At 68.5% G+C, this 18072-nt stretch carries 19 protein-coding genes and 1 pseudogene; 9 read left to right on the forward strand and 11 right to left on the reverse strand.

Annotation, left to right across the window (positions count from 1 at the left end):
• Positions 1–5 precede the first annotated feature (5 nt).
• A complete protein-coding gene (locus ACIG5A_RS35270; protein WP_397248265.1) occupies positions 6–833 on the forward strand; it encodes a helix-turn-helix transcriptional regulator in 828 nt (275 codons plus the stop codon).
• Between the two features lies 1 nt (position 834).
• Here the strand turns inward: ACIG5A_RS35270 and ACIG5A_RS35275 are convergent, their stop codons facing one another.
• Positions 835–1404, reverse strand: a complete 570-nt coding sequence (locus tag ACIG5A_RS35275; protein WP_397248267.1) for a TetR/AcrR family transcriptional regulator — start codon at positions 1402–1404, stop codon at positions 835–837.
• A 96-nt stretch (positions 1405–1500) separates the two neighbouring features.
• Between ACIG5A_RS35275 and ACIG5A_RS35280 the strand changes: the two genes are divergently transcribed.
• Entirely contained in the window at positions 1501–1938 is a 438-nt protein-coding gene (locus ACIG5A_RS35280) for a hypothetical protein (protein ID WP_397248269.1), read from the forward strand.
• A 158-nt stretch (positions 1939–2096) separates the two neighbouring features.
• Positions 2097–3206 (forward strand): MAB_1171c family putative transporter, encoded by a 1110-nt coding sequence (locus ACIG5A_RS35285; protein WP_397248271.1) that lies wholly within the window; start codon positions 2097–2099, stop codon positions 3204–3206.
• Positions 3207–3310: 104 nt separating this feature from the next.
• Here the strand turns inward: ACIG5A_RS35285 and ACIG5A_RS35290 are convergent.
• A pseudogene (locus tag ACIG5A_RS35290) lies at positions 3311–4408 on the reverse strand (transcription termination factor Rho, short form); the annotation flags it as partial.
• Between the two features lie 353 nt (positions 4409–4761).
• On the opposite strand from ACIG5A_RS35290, the gene ACIG5A_RS35295 reads away from it, so the two are divergent.
• Positions 4762–5619 (forward strand): cyclopropane mycolic acid synthase family methyltransferase, encoded by an 858-nt coding sequence (locus tag ACIG5A_RS35295; protein WP_397248273.1) that lies wholly within the window; start codon positions 4762–4764, stop codon positions 5617–5619.
• A 97-nt stretch (positions 5620–5716) separates the two neighbouring features.
• On the opposite strand, the gene ACIG5A_RS35300 is transcribed toward ACIG5A_RS35295, so the two are convergent.
• The gene (locus ACIG5A_RS35300; RefSeq protein WP_397248275.1) at positions 5717–6118 is read right to left on the reverse strand and encodes a PaaI family thioesterase; all 402 of its coding nucleotides are present in this window, start codon (positions 6116–6118) and stop codon (positions 5717–5719) included.
• 35 nt (positions 6119–6153) lie between these two features.
• On the reverse strand, positions 6154–7380 hold the full coding sequence (locus tag ACIG5A_RS35305; RefSeq protein ID WP_397248277.1) for an MFS transporter: 1227 nt from the start codon (positions 7378–7380) through the stop codon (positions 6154–6156).
• Positions 7381–7592: 212 nt separating this feature from the next.
• Between ACIG5A_RS35305 and ACIG5A_RS35310 the strand changes: the two genes are divergently transcribed.
• Positions 7593–8531 carry a cytochrome c oxidase assembly protein gene (locus ACIG5A_RS35310; protein WP_397248279.1) on the forward strand — a complete coding sequence of 313 codons (939 nt, stop codon included), beginning with the start codon at positions 7593–7595 and terminating at the stop codon, positions 8529–8531.
• Positions 8532–8586: 55 nt separating this feature from the next.
• Here the strand turns inward: ACIG5A_RS35310 and ACIG5A_RS35315 are convergent, their stop codons facing one another.
• From ACIG5A_RS35315 to ACIG5A_RS35325, 3 genes are all read right to left on the reverse strand, one after another.
• On the reverse strand, positions 8587–9270 hold the full coding sequence (locus ACIG5A_RS35315) for a hypothetical protein (RefSeq protein WP_397248281.1): 684 nt from the start codon (positions 9268–9270) through the stop codon (positions 8587–8589).
• Positions 9271–9528: 258 nt separating this feature from the next.
• Entirely contained in the window at positions 9529–10278 is a 750-nt protein-coding gene (locus ACIG5A_RS35320; RefSeq protein ID WP_397248283.1) for an SDR family oxidoreductase, read from the reverse strand.
• 20 nt (positions 10279–10298) lie between these two features.
• The gene (locus ACIG5A_RS35325; protein ID WP_397248285.1) at positions 10299–10670 is read right to left on the reverse strand and encodes a hypothetical protein; all 372 of its coding nucleotides are present in this window, start codon (positions 10668–10670) and stop codon (positions 10299–10301) included.
• A gap of 174 nt (positions 10671–10844) precedes the next feature.
• Here ACIG5A_RS35325 and ACIG5A_RS35330 point away from each other — a divergent pair, with 174 nt between their 5' ends.
• The 4 genes from ACIG5A_RS35330 to ACIG5A_RS35345 all read left to right on the forward strand — a co-directional run bounded on the left by ACIG5A_RS35330 (position 10845) and on the right by ACIG5A_RS35345 (position 14283).
• Complete coding sequence (locus tag ACIG5A_RS35330) at positions 10845–11546, forward strand: sigma-70 family RNA polymerase sigma factor (protein ID WP_397248287.1); 702 nt, start codon at positions 10845–10847, stop codon at positions 11544–11546.
• 126 nt (positions 11547–11672) lie between these two features.
• The gene (locus tag ACIG5A_RS35335; RefSeq protein ID WP_397248289.1) at positions 11673–12845 is read left to right on the forward strand and encodes an N-acetylmuramoyl-L-alanine amidase; all 1173 of its coding nucleotides are present in this window, start codon (positions 11673–11675) and stop codon (positions 12843–12845) included.
• An 85-nt stretch (positions 12846–12930) separates the two neighbouring features.
• The gene (locus ACIG5A_RS35340) at positions 12931–13983 is read left to right on the forward strand and encodes a CobW family GTP-binding protein (protein WP_397248291.1); all 1053 of its coding nucleotides are present in this window, start codon (positions 12931–12933) and stop codon (positions 13981–13983) included.
• 108 nt (positions 13984–14091) lie between these two features.
• On the forward strand, positions 14092–14283 hold the full coding sequence (locus ACIG5A_RS35345; RefSeq protein ID WP_397248293.1) for a hypothetical protein: 192 nt from the start codon (positions 14092–14094) through the stop codon (positions 14281–14283).
• A 17-nt stretch (positions 14284–14300) separates the two neighbouring features.
• On the opposite strand, the gene ACIG5A_RS35350 is transcribed toward ACIG5A_RS35345, so the two are convergent.
• The 4 genes from ACIG5A_RS35350 to glp all read right to left on the reverse strand — a co-directional run bounded on the left by ACIG5A_RS35350 (position 14301) and on the right by glp (position 18025).
• Positions 14301–15299, reverse strand: a complete 999-nt coding sequence (locus ACIG5A_RS35350; RefSeq protein ID WP_397248296.1) for an AraC family transcriptional regulator ligand-binding domain-containing protein — start codon at positions 15297–15299, stop codon at positions 14301–14303.
• Positions 15300–15361: 62 nt separating this feature from the next.
• Complete coding sequence (locus ACIG5A_RS35355) at positions 15362–15805, reverse strand: molybdenum cofactor biosynthesis protein MoaE (protein WP_397248299.1); 444 nt, start codon at positions 15803–15805, stop codon at positions 15362–15364.
• On the reverse strand, positions 15792–16805 hold the full coding sequence (gene moaCB, locus ACIG5A_RS35360; RefSeq protein WP_397248301.1) for a bifunctional molybdenum cofactor biosynthesis protein MoaC/MoaB: 1014 nt from the start codon (positions 16803–16805) through the stop codon (positions 15792–15794). Before moaCB ends, ACIG5A_RS35355 begins: the two co-directional genes overlap by 14 nt.
• On the reverse strand, positions 16802–18025 hold the full coding sequence (glp, locus tag ACIG5A_RS35365; RefSeq protein ID WP_397248303.1) for a gephyrin-like molybdotransferase Glp: 1224 nt from the start codon (positions 18023–18025) through the stop codon (positions 16802–16804). Before glp ends, moaCB begins: the two co-directional genes overlap by 4 nt.
• Between the last annotated feature and the right edge of the window lie 47 nt (positions 18026–18072).

Raw genomic sequence — 18072 nt, forward strand, 5'->3', positions numbered from 1 at the left:
ATTTCATGACTGATACGCATCGCGCCGAACTCGCTGCCTTCCTGCGTGCGCACCGGTCGCGGCTGCATCCCGCCGACGTCGGCCTGCCCGCGGATCTGGTGCCGGGCCGCCGGCGCACCCCCGGGCTGCGCCGCGAGGAGGTCGCCGAGCTCGCCGGTGTGAGCATGACCTGGTACACCTGGCTGGAGCAGGGCCGCAAGATCACCGCGAGCCCGCAGGTGGTCGACGCGCTGGCGCGGGCGCTGCGGCTCGATGCCGTGCAGCACCGGCATCTGCGCAGGCTGGCCGGTCTGCCGGATCCGATCGTGGACCATCCGCTGCTCCAATCGACGCTGCGGCTGCAGCGGCTCGTCGACGCGATGTCGCCGAATATCGCGGTGGTGCACGACAGTTGGTTCGACTTCGTGGTGTGGAACGAGGCCTTCCGCCGGATACGCACCGATCCGGACGGCTTCGCCGCCGAGCGCAGGAACCTGCTGTGGTGGGTGTTCACCGATGCGCGCAACCGCGCCATGATGCAGCGCTGGGAGCCCGCCGCCCGCGCGGTGCTCAGCCAGTTCCGCGCGGTGGTCGGCCGTCGCCCCGATGATCCGCGGTTGCAGGCCATCGTCGGTGGCCTGTCCGCGGTGAGCGACGAATTCCGCCGGTGGTGGTCGGAGTATCCGGTGCAGGACTTCCGGCCCGCCGTCATCGGGGTCGAGCATCCCGAGGCGGGCTTGATCAGCCTGGAGCTCTACCAGTCCCGCCTGGTCGAGGATCCCGATCTGCTGCTGGTGATCCAGCGCCCGGTGACCGACGAGGACCGCCGCCGCGTGGAATCCGTACTCGGATAGGTCAATCGAACCGGACCGTGGCGATCATTCCGCGCGCCAGCGCTTCCGGATCCCCGGCCTCGTTGAGCGGCGAATTCTCCAGTGCCCCTTCGCGCCACAGCGCGGCGAAGCCGTGCACCAGCGACCACGCGGCCAGCTGGGTGGCGTGCTGCCGGCGCGGCGCCTGATCGGGCTGCTCCTCGGCAGCGCCCGACCGCAGCGCGGCGCCCGCCGCGGTGCGCGCGGCGGCGAGGCGCTCGTCGTCGGCGTGCAGCAGATCGCGCCGGAACATCACGTCGAAGTGGCCGGGGCTGCGCAGCGCGAACCGGACGTAGGCGACCGCCACCTCGCGGAAGTCGGGTCCCGCCGCCGCCAGTTCGGCGGCGAGCCGTTCGAAGCCCTCGATGGCGAGTGCGGTCAGCAGCCCGCTCTTGTCGCCGAAGTGGTGGGCGGGTGCGGCATGGGAGACGCCCGCGTGGCGGGCCAGCCCGCGCAGTGAGACGGCGTCGACGCCGTCCGTCGCGATCTGCTCGGCCGCCGCCGCCAGGATGGTGGCCCGCAGATCGCCGTGGTGATAACCGGTCTTCGCCATGCCTCGATCATGGCCCGCAATCTAGCCATTGACAAGTTTGCGAGATCGGACGTAATCTAGCCACTGTCAAGATTGATCGACCCTCAGGAGAATCCGATGGCCCCGCTGCTCGTACTCGCCGTCGTAACCGGACTCACCCGCCTCGTCGGCTGGCTCGGCGACATCGCGTGGCTCGACTCGTGGCCGCATGCCACGGCGCTCGGGCTCGCCGCGATGTTCGCGCTCACCGCCAGCGCGCACTTCACCCAGCCGAAGCGCGGCGCGCTCATCGCCATGGTTCCACCGCAACTGCCCAACGCCGCGGCGATGGTCACGCTCACCGGCGTGCTGGAACTGGCGGGCGCGGCGGGGTTGCTCATCCCGCCGTTCCCCCGGGTCGCCGCGGCGTGCCTGTTCGTCCTGCTGCTGGTGATGTTCCCGGCAAACGTGCGCGCCTACCGCGCGGGCACCGGCGTCAAGACGATGCCGCTGCCGCTGCGCACCGTGGTGCAACTCGTCTTTCTCGCCGCGTGCGCGCTGGTCGTTCTCGGCTGAGCGGCCCGACGTTGCCCTGCGGCGTACCGTAACCCGGTCCGCCGCAGGGCTTTCGGATATTTGCCCATGATTTGCAGATTGGCTGCGCGCGATTCGTTGCGGGATCGGCCGAGCCGGTACTCTCCAGCCAGGTATGAGTTTCGGATAAGGACAATGCGTTGCCGATATTGCCGATTCCCGGTCCGATCGCGTGGTCGGTGATCGGCTACCTCGTCGTCATCCTGGCGAGCCGATTGTTGCTCATCGCCGGCTCGACCTTCGACCTCTTGATCAACCGGCTCGGGTTCTGGGGCCTCGCGGCACTGCTGTGTTACCGGTGCACGGCGGTACTGAGCGTTACCAGCCCGATGCATCAACTCGCGTTGGGCTGCATCGTGATGGCGACCATGCATTTCTACCTGATCGCCTGGTACTGGCAGGCGGGTGGCGATGCGGAAATGGTTGCGCGACTGCGTTTCTGCCACCGCATTGCCGCGGCGGCGATGGTCGCCCTGCTGCTCGCCGGGATGACGGCAGGCAGCGACGGCGCATCGGCGGATCTTCGTCTCGATGTGCCAGGTATCGTCGTCGGTCTCGCGTTCGGGCTTCCGGTGGCAGTGAACGGCTCGCTGCTCGCTCGGATGTGGATCCGCGAACTGCGGGTCGATTCGATCTCGACCCGGCTGAAATTCCTCTGTGGCGGACTGATCGTCGCCAATGGGGCCGTCGCGATGATACTGGTCAGCACTGTGTTCGAGGTGATCGTGGGCCGCTCGGTGCCGATCCTCGGCCCGCACCTGGTGCGGATCGAATGGGTACTGACCTTGTGCGTCGCTCTTTCCGCGACAGTCTTCGCCGTACCCGTGGTTGTCGTGCTGCTCGAGCGAACGAATCTGAATCGGGCAGGCCGGACCTGTCGTCGACTGCGTCCACTGTGGCGCGACTTGACGGCGGCCGTGCCCGAGATCGTGCTGCATCGACCAGATGACCCGACGACCGGCACCGATGCGCGTTTACTGCGCATGATCGTCGAGATCCGTGATGCGCTGCTACATCTCGGGCCCTACCTGTCGGCGGCGCCCGTCACAACCCGGACCGAATCCGGTGGGAACAGTGAGGATTACGCCATGCGGCTCGCACGTGCGATACCGGCTCGCCGCGCGGGTATCCCACTCGCCGTTGCCCATGATCGGCACCGAATCCCGCTGAACGCAAACGATTTCGATACCGAACTGCGGCAGCTGCTCGCACTTGCCGACGTCTGGCCGCGGGCCCGTGACCTGGCGTGATCCATACGTTTGCCCGATCGGCCCTGTACCCCCCTCCTGGTACAGGCCCGATCGGGCTTGTACCCAATATGCGGGGGAGGGCTAGGGAGACGCTTAAGGTCGGCTTAATGGGTCAGTTGGGCGAGGAAGGCGGCGTTGGTCTTGTTCTTGCGCAGGCCGTCGAGGAGGACGTCGATGGCGCGTTGCTGGTCGACGCCCGCGAGGGTGCGGCGCAGGAGATGGGTGGCGGCGAGCTCGTCGGGGGTGAGCAGTAGCTCGTCTTTGCGGGTGCTGGACTGGGCGAGGTCGACGGCGGGGAAGACGCGCCGGCCTGCGGTGGCGCGGTCGAGTTTGAGTTCGGCGTTGCCGGTGCCCTTGTACTCCTCGAAGATCACCGTGTCGGCCATGGAGCCGGTCTCCACCAGTGCGGTGGCGATGATGGTGAGCGAGCCGCCGTTCTCGATATTGCGGGCGGCGCCGAGGAATTTCTTGGGCGGTGCCAGCGCGGTGGCGTCGACGCCACCGGAGAGGACGCGGCCGGACGCGGGAGCGGCCAGGTTGTAGGCGCGGGCGAGCCTGGTCAGCGAATCGAGCAGGACCACGACGTCGCGGCCCTGTTCGACCAGGCGCTTGGCGCGTTCGATGGCCAGTTCGGCGAGCGCGATGTGCTCGCGCGGCGTCTGGTCGAAGGTGGCGGCCGCGACGTCGGCGGGCACGGCGCGGGACAGATCGGTGACCTCTTCGGGCCGCTCACCGACGAGCACGAGCATCAGCTCGCATTCCGGGTGATTCTTCGCGATGCCATACGAGATCGCTTGTAACACAGAGGTTTTACCCGCCTTGGGTGGCGCGACGACGAGGGCGCGCTGGCCCTTGCCGATCGGCATCACCAGATCGGTGACCCGGGTGGTGAGCGCGTGCGGTTCGGTTTCGAGCCGCAGCCGCTCGTCGGGATAGACGGGGGTGAGGTCGGCGAAGTGCGGGCGATGCACCGCGCGGTCCGGGTCCTGGCCGTTGACAGCCTCGATGGTGATCAGTGGATCCCGCTTGTCGCCCGCCGCGTCCTGCGCGGTGCCGGTGAGGTAGTCGCCACGGCGCAAACCGAATTCGCGGATCAGGCGGGGCGAGACATAGACGTCGTCGGGGCTCGGCAGGTAGCCGTCGACCCGCAGTGTCGCGCCGCGCCCTTCGGAGGTGTCGAGGACGCCCGATACGGAACGGACCTGCCGTGTCGCTTCGGGTGTCTTGTTGGGAGATTCGTTGGTAGTCATGGTGTTTCCTTCGGGTGAATGGGTGTGGAGTGCGTGCGGGTGATTGATTCGGCGAACTGCCGTGACATGCGGCGCGATCCGACGCGCCGCGGGGAGGAATCCCGATCCGGTTCCGGTGACGAATCCACTACAGATGCGGATGGTCGTGCGGAAACGGGAGGGATGAATGGCCGGTGGGAGGAATTACCTGCGTCCACTAGCCGGACATGGCCGAGAGTACGGCCTCGCTGTGGGTTGCGCAAGCATGAACCGCCCGGCGTGGTCGTCCGTACCTGTGTGTACCCCGCGAGTACAGGAGTTTCGCCATGGCCGACCTCCAGCCCTTCTACCGGGACGTGCAGTCGCATTACGACGTCTCCGACGACTTCTACCGGCTGTTCCTCGACCCGTCGATGACCTACAGCTGCGCCTATTTCGAACGCGACGATCTCACCCTGGAGCAGGCGCAGCTGGCCAAGATCGACCTCGCGCTCGGCAAACTGGATCTACAGCCGGGTATGCGCCTGCTGGATATCGGGTGTGGTTGGGGCGCGACGATGGTGCGCGCCGCCCAGCGCTATGGCGCGCAGGTGCTCGGACTCACGTTGAGCCGCAACCAGTACGAGCATGTGGCCGCCGCGATCGATCGGCTCGGCCTGACCGGTGCGGAGGTCAGGCTCCAGGGCTGGGAGGAGTTCGAGGGCCGGGTCGACCGGGTGGTGAGCATCGGCGCCTTCGAACATTTCCGGCGCGATCGCTACTCGGAGTTCTTCGACCGGTGCTATCGGATACTGCCCCAGGACGGGCGGATGTTGCTGCACACGATCATCGGCCATACGTTGAACGACCTGCGGCGGATGAATATTCCCGTGACCCGCGACGCCGCGCTGTTCCACATCTTCATGAAGCGGGAGATCTTCCCGGGCGGGCAGCTTCCGCAGCCCGCGGAGGTCACCCGCTCGGCCGGTCGCGCCGGGTTCGGTACCGAACGGATGCAGGCGCTGCGCCCGCATTACGCGCGCACCCTCGACCTGTGGGCGCAGGCGCTGGCCGAGCATCGGGCGGAGGCGGTGCGGCTCACCTCGACGCAGGTGTACGAGCGGTATATCAAGTACCTCACCGGCTGCGCGTCCTACTTCCGCAGCGGGCATTTGGACGTCGTGCAGTTCACCTTGGTGAAGTGAGTGACCAGGACGATCCGAAGGCACGCCTCCTCCAACTCCCAACAGCACTGCTGACGCAAGACATGTCGCGCCGTGAAACGGAGGACGGCTGTGAGAACTACAGCACCGCTTGGGTTTGCGTCACCTTGGCGACGAGTTTGCCTGCGTCGTCGTGTATTTCGGTTTCCACAACGATGAACGTCCGTCCCGCGTGCAGTGGCCGCGCCGTCGCCGTCGCGTATCCGGACCGCACCGCCCTGAGGAAGTTGGTCTTCGATTCGACCGTCGTCGTCCCGTGTTTGCCCTCGGGCAGATTGAGGAACGCGCAGACGGCGGCGGTCGAATCCGCAAGCGACATGAGCACTCCGCCGTGCATGACCCCGCCGAGCGTGCACAGCGATTCGTGCCAGGCGATTCTGCTTCGCACCACGTCCGGTCCGTGTTCGAGCACCTCGACATCGAGCTTCTCGGTGAACGGCATGGACTGGTGGAACAGCTTCGTGCCCGCTTCGTCGATCATGATCGCATCTTGCCCGACCGCCCGCGGTCAGGCGATTACTTCCGCGGTAATGCGATTCGATCCGGCCAGCGCAGTCCGCATGCCCGATGCGCGGCGGCGGCGAGGATCACCAGTGTCGCGATCGCTCCCGCGGCGAGCAGCACCGTGGACGGCGAGCCGTGGTCGACGACGACGCCACCGGTCAGCGCGCCGAGCGAGAGAGTCGCCTGGAACGACGCGGTGAACAGCACCGCCGCCGCCTCCGGCGCCTCGGGCGCCGCCTTCGCGAACCAGGTCTGCGTGGACACCGGCACCGCGCCGTAGCCGACACCCCAGACGACAAGCATCGCCAGCGCTCCGCATTCCCCTCGGCCGAGGACGGGCAGCACCAGCACCGATCCGGCGATCATGGCCGCGGCCGCCGCGAACGCGCCGCGCGGCCACCGGGTGATGGCGCCGCCGCCGAGGAAGTTGCCGAGGACGCCCGCGACGCCGTAGACCAGCAACAGCACCGTGATCGCTCCCGGCCCGACGCCGGTGACCTGCTCCAGGAACGGCGTCACGTAGGTGTAGGCGCCGAAGTGCGCGAGCACGATCAGGAAGGTCATCGCCAGCGCGAACCGCGTATTGATCCCGCGCAGGAGGGCGCGCAATACCGCCACTCTGGTCGTCCGCCCCGCGGGCAGCGGCGGCAGGAAGACCAGCAGCAGCACCAGCACCACGGCCGACAGCGCGCCGACGACCACGAAGGTCGCCCGCCAGCCCGCGATCTCACCGAGGAAGGTGCCCGCGGGCACGCCGATCACCGAGCCGAGCGGCACCGAGGAGAAGATCACCGCATTCGCCCGCCCGGCCGCCGCCGCGCCGACGAGGCGCTCGGCCAGCCCGGCCGCGATCGACCAGAAGCCGCCGACGGTGACACCGATCAGCACCCGCGACACCAGCACCACCCAGTACTGCGGCGCGACGGCGACAAGCGCGTTGGCGAGGACGAGCAGAAATATGAACAGGCACAGCATCTTTCGCCGATCTGTGCGCGCCGTCGCGAGGGTGACCACCGGTGCCGCGATCGCGGCGACCAGGCCGGGCATCGTCATCATCAGCCCGGCCCGCCCCTCGGAGATGGCGAAATCGCCCGCGATCGAGGTGAGCAGCCCGATCGGCATGATCTCGGTGGTGACGATCGAGAAGATCGCGACGGTCACCGAAAGCGCCGCGAGCCAGCCCGTCAGTGGCCGGGGAGTGGTGGGAGTAGGTGGGGGAGTAGTGCGAACCGTGGACACGAAGCCCAGTTCAGCAGCGCGGCCGCACGGGCTCCGGCGGGTTTTCGACGGCACCGTCGCGCTGTGGCCTGGCTCACGATCCCGTTGCCTATCTACGCACCAGCTACGTACTTCACGTATGGTCGGATGCTTATGTGCGAATGCGTGCCGCGCTGGGTCGGCGTCGATCCCGCTCCCGAGGCCTCGGATAGGTCGAATCCAGGTGTGACGCAATGATATTGGCCGGAGTGGCGCATATCCCGACCGCGCCGCCCTCGCTGGGCGCGATGCTGGCCTGGTATCCGCAACCGATCCCGCTGCTGCCCGCGCTCGCGATACTCGCCGCGCTGGCCTACGGACTCGGCCTGCGCCGACTGCGCGGGATCGGCCGACCGTGGCCGTGGTGGCGTAGTGCCTGCTTCCTCGGTGGTTGCGCGCTGCTGCTCGTCGTCACCGGCCTCGCCATCGAGGGCTACGGCTACACCCTGTTCAGCGCGTGGATGTTTCAGCACCTGACCCTGTCCATCGCGATCCCGCCGCTGCTGGTGCTGGGCTCTCCGGGGGTGTTGCTGCTGCGCGCGGTCCCGCATCACGGGCTCGGCCGATGGGTGCTGCGGCTCGCACTCGGCGCGCTGCGCGGCCGCCCGGCGCGCATTCTGCTGAGCCATCCGGTGACCATCTCGCTGTTCCTGTTCAGCTACTACGGCGTGTACCTCACCTCGATCGTCGACGTGGTCGGCGCGTCGACGATCGGCCATCTCGGGCTCGAGCTGTTCTTCCTCGCCTCCGGCATCCTGTTCATCGTCCCGGTGCTGTCCACCGGCCCACTTCCGGTGCGCCAGACCAATATCGGCCGGTTCTTCGACCTGTTCCTGGAGATGCCGCTGCACGCGTTCTTCGGCGTGATCATCATGATGGCGACCTCGCCGATGATCGAGCGGTTCGCCCATCCGCCCGCCGGGTGGGGCGTCGATCCCATGGCGGATCAGCAGCTGGCCGGCGCGCTGGCCTGGTCCTACGGTGAGCCGATCGCGTTCGTCATCGTGGTGGTCTTCGCCATCCGGTGGCGGCGCGACGAGGAGCGTTCGGCGGCGAGCAGGGAGCGCGAGAACCGCAGCGGCGACGCGGAACTGGCCGCGTACAACGCCTACCTCGCGGACCTGCGCCGCTGATGGGGCCGAGGCCAGGCGCGTGACGGATCACGCGCCTGGCCTCGGGGTCGTGGCGCTACGAGCCGTAGACCGTGCTGAAGAACTGGATCGCGCTGGCGATGCCGACCGGCACGCCGACGATCACCATGCCCGCGGCCGCGCCGAGCGCGATACCGGCCGAGGCGCCCGCGATACACATGCCGATCGGGCCGCCGAGGAACAGCGCGGGCATGCCGACGATCGCACCGGCGACACAGCCGAGCACCGCGCCGACGATGGTGCCGACCAGGGTGCCGATGGCGGTGGCCAGGCCGAACTGGGTGGCCGCGAGGCCGAGGGCGGTGTTGAAGTCGACCGAGCCGATGGTCTTGGCGTCGACCGGCTTCAGCATGGTGGCCGGGTGGGCCGTCGCCGGATCGGTGCTGGGCGTGAAAGTCGCGGTGTTGCCGTCGATCTGGGCCGCGATCGGCCATTCCATACCGTCTTTGAGGTAGGTCAGCGGCACTCCGGCAACCATGTTTCCGGCATTATCGAGCACCTGGAACTGGGTGCCCTGAGTGGTCAGCGATCCGGCATCGGTCTTGAGTACCACCGAATTGTCGACGACATTCGCGGTGTAGTGGATGCCGGGCAGAATGTCGGTCTGGATCGTCGTCCCCGGGGCAGGGGCGGGCGCGGGCTGGGCGTACGCGGTCCCGCTCGAGATGCCGACGGCCGCGATGACCAGCATGGACGCAGCGGCGAACTTCTTGATCTGCATGTACTTCGAACTTCCTCATCAGCAGGAGCACCTTCGGGCCCGAGGGGCTCGAGCCGGCGCGGCTCATCGATACGAACCTTCCTGAAGGTTCGCTGTGGTTTATTACAGATGAGTAACATAGCCCGCAAAGGAAATGTCAATAAGAAGTGAAGCGCGTTAACAAATCATAAACTCGGACATTTCAGCAAATTATCAGCACTCGAAAGTGGCGTGGGCCACGACTTTTCACTCGGTCGTGGCCCGGTGCCGAGGCCGAACTCACCCCATGCGGCTGACGAGTGCCGCGGGCAGATGGGGAAGTACCAGGTCGATCAGCCGCCACGGCCAGCCGGGCACGCACGCGCGGGCCTTCTCCCGCTCGATCGCGTCCACCATCGCGGCGACGCCCTTGTCCAGCGGCGCGACCATGCGCGCATCGCCCGCCTTCGCGGCCATATCGGTGGCGATGAATCCGGGCAACAGCGTGGTGACCGCGATCGGCGATGTCGCCAATTCCACCGTCAGCGCCTCGCCGAGCGCGGCGAGCCCGGCCTTGCTCGCCGAATAGGCGGCCTTCTTTCCCGGCAGCCCGCGTACGGCGCTCATCGAGGACACCAGCACCAGATGCCCGGAATTCTGGGCGCGGAAGATCGCCATCGCGGCCTCGGTCTGCGCCAGCGCGCTCACGAAATTCGTTGTCGCGGTGGCCAGATTGGCGTCGGCCCGGCCGCTGCCGATGACCGCGCCCTTGCCGATACCCGCGTTGACGATCACCCGGTCGACGCCGCCGAGCTCGTCGCGTAGCTCGTCGAACACCTCCGGCACGGCCTTGTGGTCGTCGACGTCGAGCGCGCGCACCGCGACGGTGATCCCCGGATGCGCGGCGGTGAGCTCGGTGCGCAGTGCCTCGAGCGCGTCCAACCGCCGGGCGCACAGCGCCAGGTCGCGGCCCTTGGCCGCGAAGTCGCGCGCCATGGCCGCGCCGAGTCCGGCGCTCGCCCCGGTGATCAGAATCCTGTTCCTCGTCATGGGGCGACCTTACTGGCGAGTCAGCCGCCGAACGAGCCGGTGCGCGGTGGTGGCGGCACGAGATGCCAGGCGCCGCAGTTCACCGTCTTGAATGCCACGTCCTTCGCCTTGATCTCCACCCGGACCGGGCTCAGGCGGGTGTAGTTGTTGCCGATGATGTAGTTCATATCGGTGTTGTCGCCCTCCACCTTCCACAGCCTGCGCCAGTCGCAACCGTGCGCGGGATCCTGTGGGCCAGGCGCCTCCCAGATGCCGGGGAAGATATCGACGCCGACGAGATAGAGGCCGTCGTCCGGCATGGTGGTGGCGGGCTCGGCGGCGGCGACGCCCGCGCCGAGCAGGGTTACCGCGGCCGCTGTCGCGCCCGCGACCATGAGTGGGCCTGCACGCATGGTGATGTTCTCCTCGTATCGTCATCCGCCGCCTCGTAGCGGCTGACCTGGGATCTACCAGAACCAACCGGTCAATTCGGCGGAACGGGGAGATTTGGGTCACGTGCACAGTACGTCGCCGCATTGATCGTGTGTGCTGTTGTCACTCGGCGCATCGCCCGCGATATCCGAGGCATGAAGTGTGTTCGGCCCACGCCGAAGGCCGCTGTATCCGGATCGGCCGCCTGTGGCGCCCGCTGCGCGAGACTGTGTACCGACGCCGGTCTGTCCACCGTCCTGAAAGAGGATCGGGCACTGCTGCATTGGCGGGCCATGCGCTCGCTGAGCGACACCGGGCTCGCCGAACATGTGGTGCAGGAGACGCTGTTGCGCGCGTGGCGCGCGTGCGCGCAGTTCGACGAGCGCAAGGGCTCGGTGCGCACCTGGCTGCTGGCGATCCAGCGCAACGTCATGATCGATCTCGCGCGTGCCCGCGCCGCAAGGCCCGGCGACAGCGGCTGGGACGCGATCGAGGAACTCGGCGATATCCGCTACGCCCAGCCCGACTTCTCCGACGGGCTCGTCGACGGCCTACTGGTGGCCGAGCTGCTGTCGGTATTGCCCGCCGCGCAGCGCGAGGCGGTGGTCGAGGTGATCCTGCGCGACCGCGCCTATCAGGAGGTTGCCGACGACTTCGGCGTCCCGGTCGGCACGGTGAAGACGCGAGTGCACTACGCGCTCCGCTCCCTGCGCCAGCTGCTTCCCCGCCACTCCGCGACCTCCGCCGGTCGTGAGGAGGTGGTGGACTCGCGTCGCGGGCCTGCGGTTGGGGGCCGATCGGGTTCCGGGCGTACCCGGCGAGTTACCCATGTCCCCGCGAAATCGGTTGTCGCCTGATCCACATTGATAACATTTCGATAACGAGCCTTGCTCTGTGTGACGCATGTTGCGAGAGTGAACCACTGGGTTTGATGTGACTAGTGGGAAGGGAGGGGTGCTCCGTTCCAGGGGCGCCGACCGCACATGAAAAGCATCATCAAGGCCGGAATCTGCACCGCCGTCACGGCCGCGGTAGTGGTAGTCATGGCCGGGCTGGTCCCGGTCACCGCGCTCGCCGTGCCCATATCGCCGGAGATGGGCACCAAGCTCGCGGGCAAGACAGTATTCCTCGATCCCGGTCATCAGGGGGCGAGCCACACCGAGAGCCTGGCCAAACAGGTCTCCGACGGTCGCGGCGGCACCAAGGACTGCCAGACCACCGGCATGACCACCGTCAACGGCGTGCCCGAGCACACCATCAACTGGGATGTCGCGCAGCTGGTCCGCGCCTCGCTGGAGAGCCTCGGCGCGCGCGTGGTGCTGAGCCGCCAGGACGACACCGGCTGGGGCGGCTGCATCGATGACCGGGCGAACGCCGCGAACCAGTCCGGCGCCGCGGTCGCGGTGAGCATCCACGCCGACAGCGCACCCGCGCAGTTCAGCGGCTTCCATGTGATCCAGCCGGAACTACCCATCCTCGACCCCGCCATCGACCGGATCCAGTCCGGCGCGGGCCGTGCCGCGGTGACCGCGATGCGCGACGCGTATGTGCAGGCCGGCTTCAAGCCCGCGACCTACGCCGGTGTGCAGGAGGGTGTGCAGACCCGCAAGGACGTGGCCGGTCCCGCGCTCACCGCGGTCCCGCTCGCGTTCGTCGAGATGGGCAACGGTGGCAATGCCGACGACGCGGCGCTGCTGGAGAGCAAAGAAGGTCAGCTCAAGCACGCGATCGCCATCACCACCGGTCTGGTCGGCTTCCTGCTGAGCTCGCCGACGCCCGCCGGTGCGCCCGCGCTGACCGGCTCGGCCGCCGATCGCCCCGCCGCGGCGCCCGCCGCACCGCAGATCCAGGCGGCTCCGGCGGCACCGCAGGTTCAGGCAGCGCCGCAGGCGCAGACCGCACCGCAGGCGCAGACCGCGCCGACCGTGCCGGGTGCGCCACAGTCGCCCGCCGCGCCGCAGCTGAAGACCGCGCCGGGCACCCAGCCCGCACCCACCGCGCCGGGCACCGGCGCGACGGCCAACCTGGTCGGCACGATCCTGCAGCTGCTGATGCCGCTGGCCGGTTCGCTCGGCCTGGACAGCACGGTCGCCACCTCGGCACTGCTCAACCTCGCCTACACGCTGGCGGGCGGGTTGCTCAGTCCCGCCAAGTAACTCGGCAGTTCGCCGGACGCCACCTCACCTCGAGGTGGCGTTCGGCGTTCGCGGGGCCGTCGCGCACCTCGGTAGGGTGGTCGGAATGGCGGAGCGGATTCCTGTGGTGATCGTGGCCGGTTTCCTCGGATCGGGGAAGACGACGCTGCTGAACCATCTGCTCCGCAACAATCGCGGCACCCGGATCGGGGTGGTTGTCAACGACTTCGGCGCCGTCAACATCGATTCGATGCTGGTGGCCGGGCAGGTCGACGCCATGGTGTCGCTCGGCAACGGCTGCGTCTGCTGCGCGGTGGACGTCAGCGAGCTGGACGACCTGTTCACCCGGCTGGCTCAGCCGCGCGCCGGCATCGATGTCATCGTGGTCGAGGCCAGCGGCCTCGCCGAGCCGCGCAACCTGATCAGGATGGTGATCGGCAGCGACAATCCGCGCATCCGCTACGGCGGGCTGGTCGAGGTGGTCGACGCCGAGCTGTTCCCGGCCAGCCGGGAACGTCATCCCGAGCTGGCCACCCATCTGCGCCTGGCCGATCTGGTGGTGGTGAACAAAGCGGACCGGGTGCCCGCCGAGCGGCTTGCCGCGCTGCGCGCGGAGATCGGCGCGCTGATCGGGCAGGTGCCGGTGTACGCGACCACGCACGGCAGGCTCGACCCCGGCCTGCTCTTCGATGAGCCACTGCGCGAGATGCCCCTTGTCGCAATGCAATTGAGCTTCGACGAACTGCTCGACGACCATGATCACCACGACCACGATCACGACGGCGCGCACGAGCACCGGCATCTGCACGACGACTACACCAGCGTGTCCTTCACCAGCGAAAGGGAACTCGACCCGCGCAGGCTGATCGGGTTCCTGGAGGATCCCCCGCCCGGGTTGTTCCGCGCCAAGGGCATCGCCGCCTTCGGCGTCGCCGACGAACGGCGAAAGTTCGTGCTGCACATGGTCGGGCGGCATATCGTCTTCGAGCCCGGCAACTGGCGCCGCGGCGAATCACGCACCAGCAGCCTGGTTCTCATCGGCGCCGGGCTGGATACCGATGCCGCGCTCGACCGGTTGAGCGGCACCGTGCACACCGCCGACGCCCCTTTGGACGACCGAGCGATGCTCGGTATCTGGCGCTACACGCCACATTCGTGATCTTGGCGCGAACGGCTGCGAAGTGGCGCGTTCGGCGCTAGCGGAGCATTCGCCCAGGCGGCAAGACTGGCAACGTGCCCGCAGGATCGCGACCGATTGGAGAGTGCCATGTCCGATAGCTGGGAGAGCGCGACCGAATACGTGATCGCGGCGCTCGAGGCCAAGGGATCCGCGACCCGTGACGATTTCGATGTCGCGGCGATTGTCGCGGCATCGAGGGAAATCGCCGACGGCTGGGATTTCGGCGCGATCGAACGCGCCACCTTCTGGCGGATCGCGTCGTGCCATCTGAAGGTGTGACGGTGGGAACCGACGGCTCAATCGAACTGATCGGAGCCCGGCATGATGAGCGACCGGCGTCTGCTCGCACGGCGCAGTGAGCCGACATCGGCGTAGCCGAGCAGCTCTGCCTGTCTGGCTCGGCTGAGCGGACCGGTCGCGGTGGCCTGGGTGAGCCGGGCGCTGCGCGCCCGATCCAGCTCGCGCCGCCAGGTGGTGCCCGCCTCCGTCAGCCTGCGCTGCAGCGTGCGCGGGCTGGTGGCCAGGCTGCGCGCCACCCGGTCCAGTGAGACCTCGCCTTGTTCGAATGCCTCGGCCAGCGCGGCGGCCACCCGCTCCGGCCAGGCCGTGGCCAGCGGCGGCGGTGGCGGCAGTGCCGCGGCCAGCGGCCGCAGCACCGCGGCGAGCACCGGATCGGCGGTGATCAGCGGCAGTTCCATATCCGCGGCGGACAGCGTCAGCGCATCCGTCGCGGCCTCGAATTCGATCGCGGTGGTGCCGAATATCTCGTGGAAGGCACGCACGTCGCGCGGTGCGCGCTGGCGGAAGGACACCTGGGTCGGCACCAGCGGTGCGTGCACGGCGCGCCGGGCCCGGCTGAGCACGGCCGTGATGCCCCACAGCTGAGTCAGGTCACGACCCTGACCTTCGCCGTCGATCATCTCCAGCGACATGGTCGCCGTCTGTTCCTGCTCGGTGAACTCGAAGCGGTGATTGGTGGTGACCGCGGTGACATACGGCCCGCAGGTGGCCAATCCCGCGCCGAGGGTCGGCGCGGTGGAGAACAGGTAGTCGTACAGGCCGAGGCTGCTGAGCCGGAACCGGCTTGCCACGCGCAGCGCGACATTCGCGTCGCCGAGGCCGTGCGCGCCGAGTTCCCAGAGCCGGGAGAAGGTGTGGCTCGGCAGGTGCAGATCCGCGCCCGCCATCGTCCATTCGGGTAGACCGGTCTCCTTGATCAGGCGGTCCCGGTCCAGCCCGGCCGCCGTCAGCTCGGAGATCACGAATCGATGCAGCAGAACCTGGTCGGTGCCCAACGCTTCCTCCTCCTCGCCGTACCGCCGATTGCGCTGCGCGGAAGGCTATCTCGGGCCCGGCGTCAACCGCAGGCGTTCACCCACTCCGACAGCCCGTCCGCGAAGAGCTGGCGTTTCCAGATCGGCACTTCGTGCTTGATCCGGTCCACCAATTCCGCACAGGCGGCGAATGCTTCGGCTCGGTGCGGTGCGGCCACCGCGACGACGATCGCCAGATCGCCGATGGCGAGCTCGCCGATCCGGTGCACCGAGGCCACCGGAAGGCCGCTCGCGCGGGAGATTTCGGCGCAGCAGCGGCGCAGGAACCGCTCGGCGTCGGGATGCGCGGAGTACTCCAGCGCGGAAACCGCCTGTCCGCCATCGTGATTGCGGACCTTGCCGGTGAAAACCACCACCGCGCCGTGCTCCGGCCCGGTCACTGCGTCTTCCGCCTCGGCCGGATCGAGCGCCTCGGCGCTGATCCTGGCCAGGCGCACCAGGTCCCGATCTATCTCACTGGTTGTCATGGTCGCCGCCTCCGGCTACTTGCGCGAGCAGATGATCGAGTAGCGGCTCGAGCACCGCGATACCGTCCTTGACACCGCCGGGGGAGCCGGGCAGGTTCACGATCACCGATCGGCCGGACAGTCCAGCCACCCCGCGGCTCAGCGCCGCGAGCGGGAACTTCGCGGTGCCGCGCTGCCGGATCGCCTCGGCGACGCCGGGCAGTTCGCGGTCGAGGACCGCCAGCGTCGCTTCGGGGGTCGCATCGGTGGGCGAGGCGCCGGTGCCGCCGGTGCTGATCACCAGCGAGGGGGCAAGGCGCAGGGCGTCGGCAAGGCCTGCCGCGATCTCCGCGTCCGCGTAGACAAGGGGGCCGCGCACCGAATAGCCGAGTCCGCCGAGCCATTCCGCGAGGACGGGGCCGGTGGTGTCGGTTCTGGTGCCCGCGGCGGCCCCGGTCGAGGCGACCAGTACCACCGCCGTGCGGCCATCGGTATCGGGCAGGTCGGTATCGGGCAGATCGGCGATGGATTCGCCTGCGCGCGAGTCGGTTTCGGGCCGCGTCCACTGTCCGTGTTTCCCACCCTCTTTGGTGAGCAGCCGCACCCCGTTCATGGTGGCGCCCGGGTCGACCGCCTTCACCATGTCGTGCAGGGTCAGCCCGGCCACCGCGACGGCGGTGAGCGCCTCCATCTCGACACCGGTGGGGCCCTTGGTCTTCGCCGTCGCCTCGACGGTGATGCCGGTCTCGGTGAAACCGAACTCGACCTGCACCGAGGACAGCGCGAGCTGATGGCACAGCGGGATCAGCTCGGAGGTCTTCTTCGCCCCGGCGATGCCCGCGATCCGCGCGGTGGACAGCACATCGGCCTTCGGCATGCCGTCGGCCTTGACCAGGGCGATCACCTCGGCGGTTGTCTGCAGCTCCCCGGCGGCGACGGCGATCCTGGTGGTGTCGGCCTTGGCGCTCACGTCGACCATGCGCGCGCGACCCTCCCGGTCGACATGGGACAACTCGTTCATAGCGACCACACTCGCACAATCGTCCCGACGGGCAGCGAGGTGTCCGCCGCTGGTACATCGATGAGTACGTCCGCCCATGCCATGCCCGCGATCAAATGGGATCCGGGCCCGGAGACCACCGCGACCGCCGCCGGATGCCGGTCCTGCGACCACTGGATGCTGCCACGCAGGAATTGCCGCTTGCCCTCGGGCGAGCGGATCGGATCGAGCAGCGGCAGCTGGTAGCTCTGCGCGGGCGCCAGCCCGGCCAGATGGCGCAGGATCGGCCTGGCGAAGATCTCGAACGACACCATGGTGCTGACCGGATTGCCAGGGAAACTCAATACCGGGACACCGTCGACGACGGTAAGCCCCTGCGGCCCACCGGGTTGCACCGCGACCGCGCCGAATTGTCCGCCCAGCGGCTGCAATACGTCCTTGACGACCTCGAAATCGCCCTTGGACACCCCGCCCGAGGTGAACACCACATCGGCCGATCTCGTTGCGGCGGTGAGCAATCGGCGGAACTGCGCCGGATCGTCGGTGCTGTGCTGTACCGAGACCACCCGCACGCCGTTCGCGGTCAGCGCCGCGGCTAGCGCAATGCCGTTGGAGTTGTAGATCTGCCCGGGCCGCAACGCGGTGCCCGCGGGGACGAGCTCGTCGCCGGTGGTGATGACGGCGGCGCGGACCGGAAGGAACACCGGAACCTCGGCGACACCGACCGCGGCGAGCGCGGCGATATGCCGCGGCGCGAGCGAGGTGCCCGCGGGCACCAGCAGCTCACCCGCGCGGACATCGGTGCCGGGTTCACGGACGAACTCGCCCGCCGTGCGGCCGCGCTGCACGGTCACGCTCGCGCCGTCGGTCTCGACATCCTCCACCGGAACAACGCAGTCGGCGCCGGGCGGAATCGGCGCGCCCGTCATCACTTTCATGGCCGCGCCATGCGGCAGCGGCGCCTGGCCCGCCGCGCCCGCGGCGACCACCCCGGCGAGCGGTAGCGTCACGGGGGCGACCACCACGGTCTCGGCCTGCACCGCGTAGCCGTCCATCGCGGAATTGCGGAACACCGGCAGGTCGATGGGCGCGTGCACATCCTCGGCCAGCTGCCTGCCCAGCGCGGCGGGCACCGGGACGGATTCGAGGGCGCGCGCCGCGAGCGGGCGCAGCAACTGCTCGATGCTGTCCCGGTATTCGTCGACCGATCGGGCCGAGACGCTGACGCGCCGAGAATTCATGGTGGCCAGCCTAGCGTTCGCCGTGGAAGGGCCGTCGATCGTAGGTT

The sequence above is a fragment of the Nocardia sp. NPDC052566 genome (assembly GCF_044547285.1).
Classification (GTDB): domain Bacteria; phylum Actinomycetota; class Actinomycetes; order Mycobacteriales; family Mycobacteriaceae; genus Nocardia.

Coding starts and splice junctions, on each gene's coding strand:
- ACIG5A_RS35270 (WP_397248265.1), top strand. CDS start 6: ATGACTGATACGCATCGCGCCGAACTCGCTGCCTTCCTGCGTGCGCAC.
- ACIG5A_RS35275 (WP_397248267.1), bottom strand. CDS start 1,404: ATGGCGAAGACCGGTTATCACCACGGCGATCTGCGGGCCACCATCCTG.
- ACIG5A_RS35280 (WP_397248269.1), top strand. CDS start 1,501: ATGGCCCCGCTGCTCGTACTCGCCGTCGTAACCGGACTCACCCGCCTC.
- ACIG5A_RS35295 (WP_397248273.1), top strand. CDS start 4,762: ATGGCCGACCTCCAGCCCTTCTACCGGGACGTGCAGTCGCATTACGAC.
- ACIG5A_RS35300 (WP_397248275.1), bottom strand. CDS start 6,118: ATGATCGACGAAGCGGGCACGAAGCTGTTCCACCAGTCCATGCCGTTC.
- ACIG5A_RS35310 (WP_397248279.1), top strand. CDS start 7,593: ATGATATTGGCCGGAGTGGCGCATATCCCGACCGCGCCGCCCTCGCTG.
- ACIG5A_RS35315 (WP_397248281.1), bottom strand. CDS start 9,270: ATGCAGATCAAGAAGTTCGCCGCTGCGTCCATGCTGGTCATCGCGGCC.
- ACIG5A_RS35320 (WP_397248283.1), bottom strand. CDS start 10,278: ATGACGAGGAACAGGATTCTGATCACCGGGGCGAGCGCCGGACTCGGC.
- ACIG5A_RS35325 (WP_397248285.1), bottom strand. CDS start 10,670: ATGCGTGCAGGCCCACTCATGGTCGCGGGCGCGACAGCGGCCGCGGTA.
- ACIG5A_RS35330 (WP_397248287.1), top strand. CDS start 10,845: ATGAAGTGTGTTCGGCCCACGCCGAAGGCCGCTGTATCCGGATCGGCC.
- ACIG5A_RS35335 (WP_397248289.1), top strand. CDS start 11,673: ATGAAAAGCATCATCAAGGCCGGAATCTGCACCGCCGTCACGGCCGCG.
- ACIG5A_RS35340 (WP_397248291.1), top strand. CDS start 12,931: ATGGCGGAGCGGATTCCTGTGGTGATCGTGGCCGGTTTCCTCGGATCG.
- ACIG5A_RS35345 (WP_397248293.1), top strand. CDS start 14,092: ATGTCCGATAGCTGGGAGAGCGCGACCGAATACGTGATCGCGGCGCTC.
- ACIG5A_RS35355 (WP_397248299.1), bottom strand. CDS start 15,805: ATGACAACCAGTGAGATAGATCGGGACCTGGTGCGCCTGGCCAGGATC.
- moaCB (WP_397248301.1), bottom strand. CDS start 16,805: ATGAACGAGTTGTCCCATGTCGACCGGGAGGGTCGCGCGCGCATGGTC.
- glp (WP_397248303.1), bottom strand. CDS start 18,025: ATGAATTCTCGGCGCGTCAGCGTCTCGGCCCGATCGGTCGACGAATAC.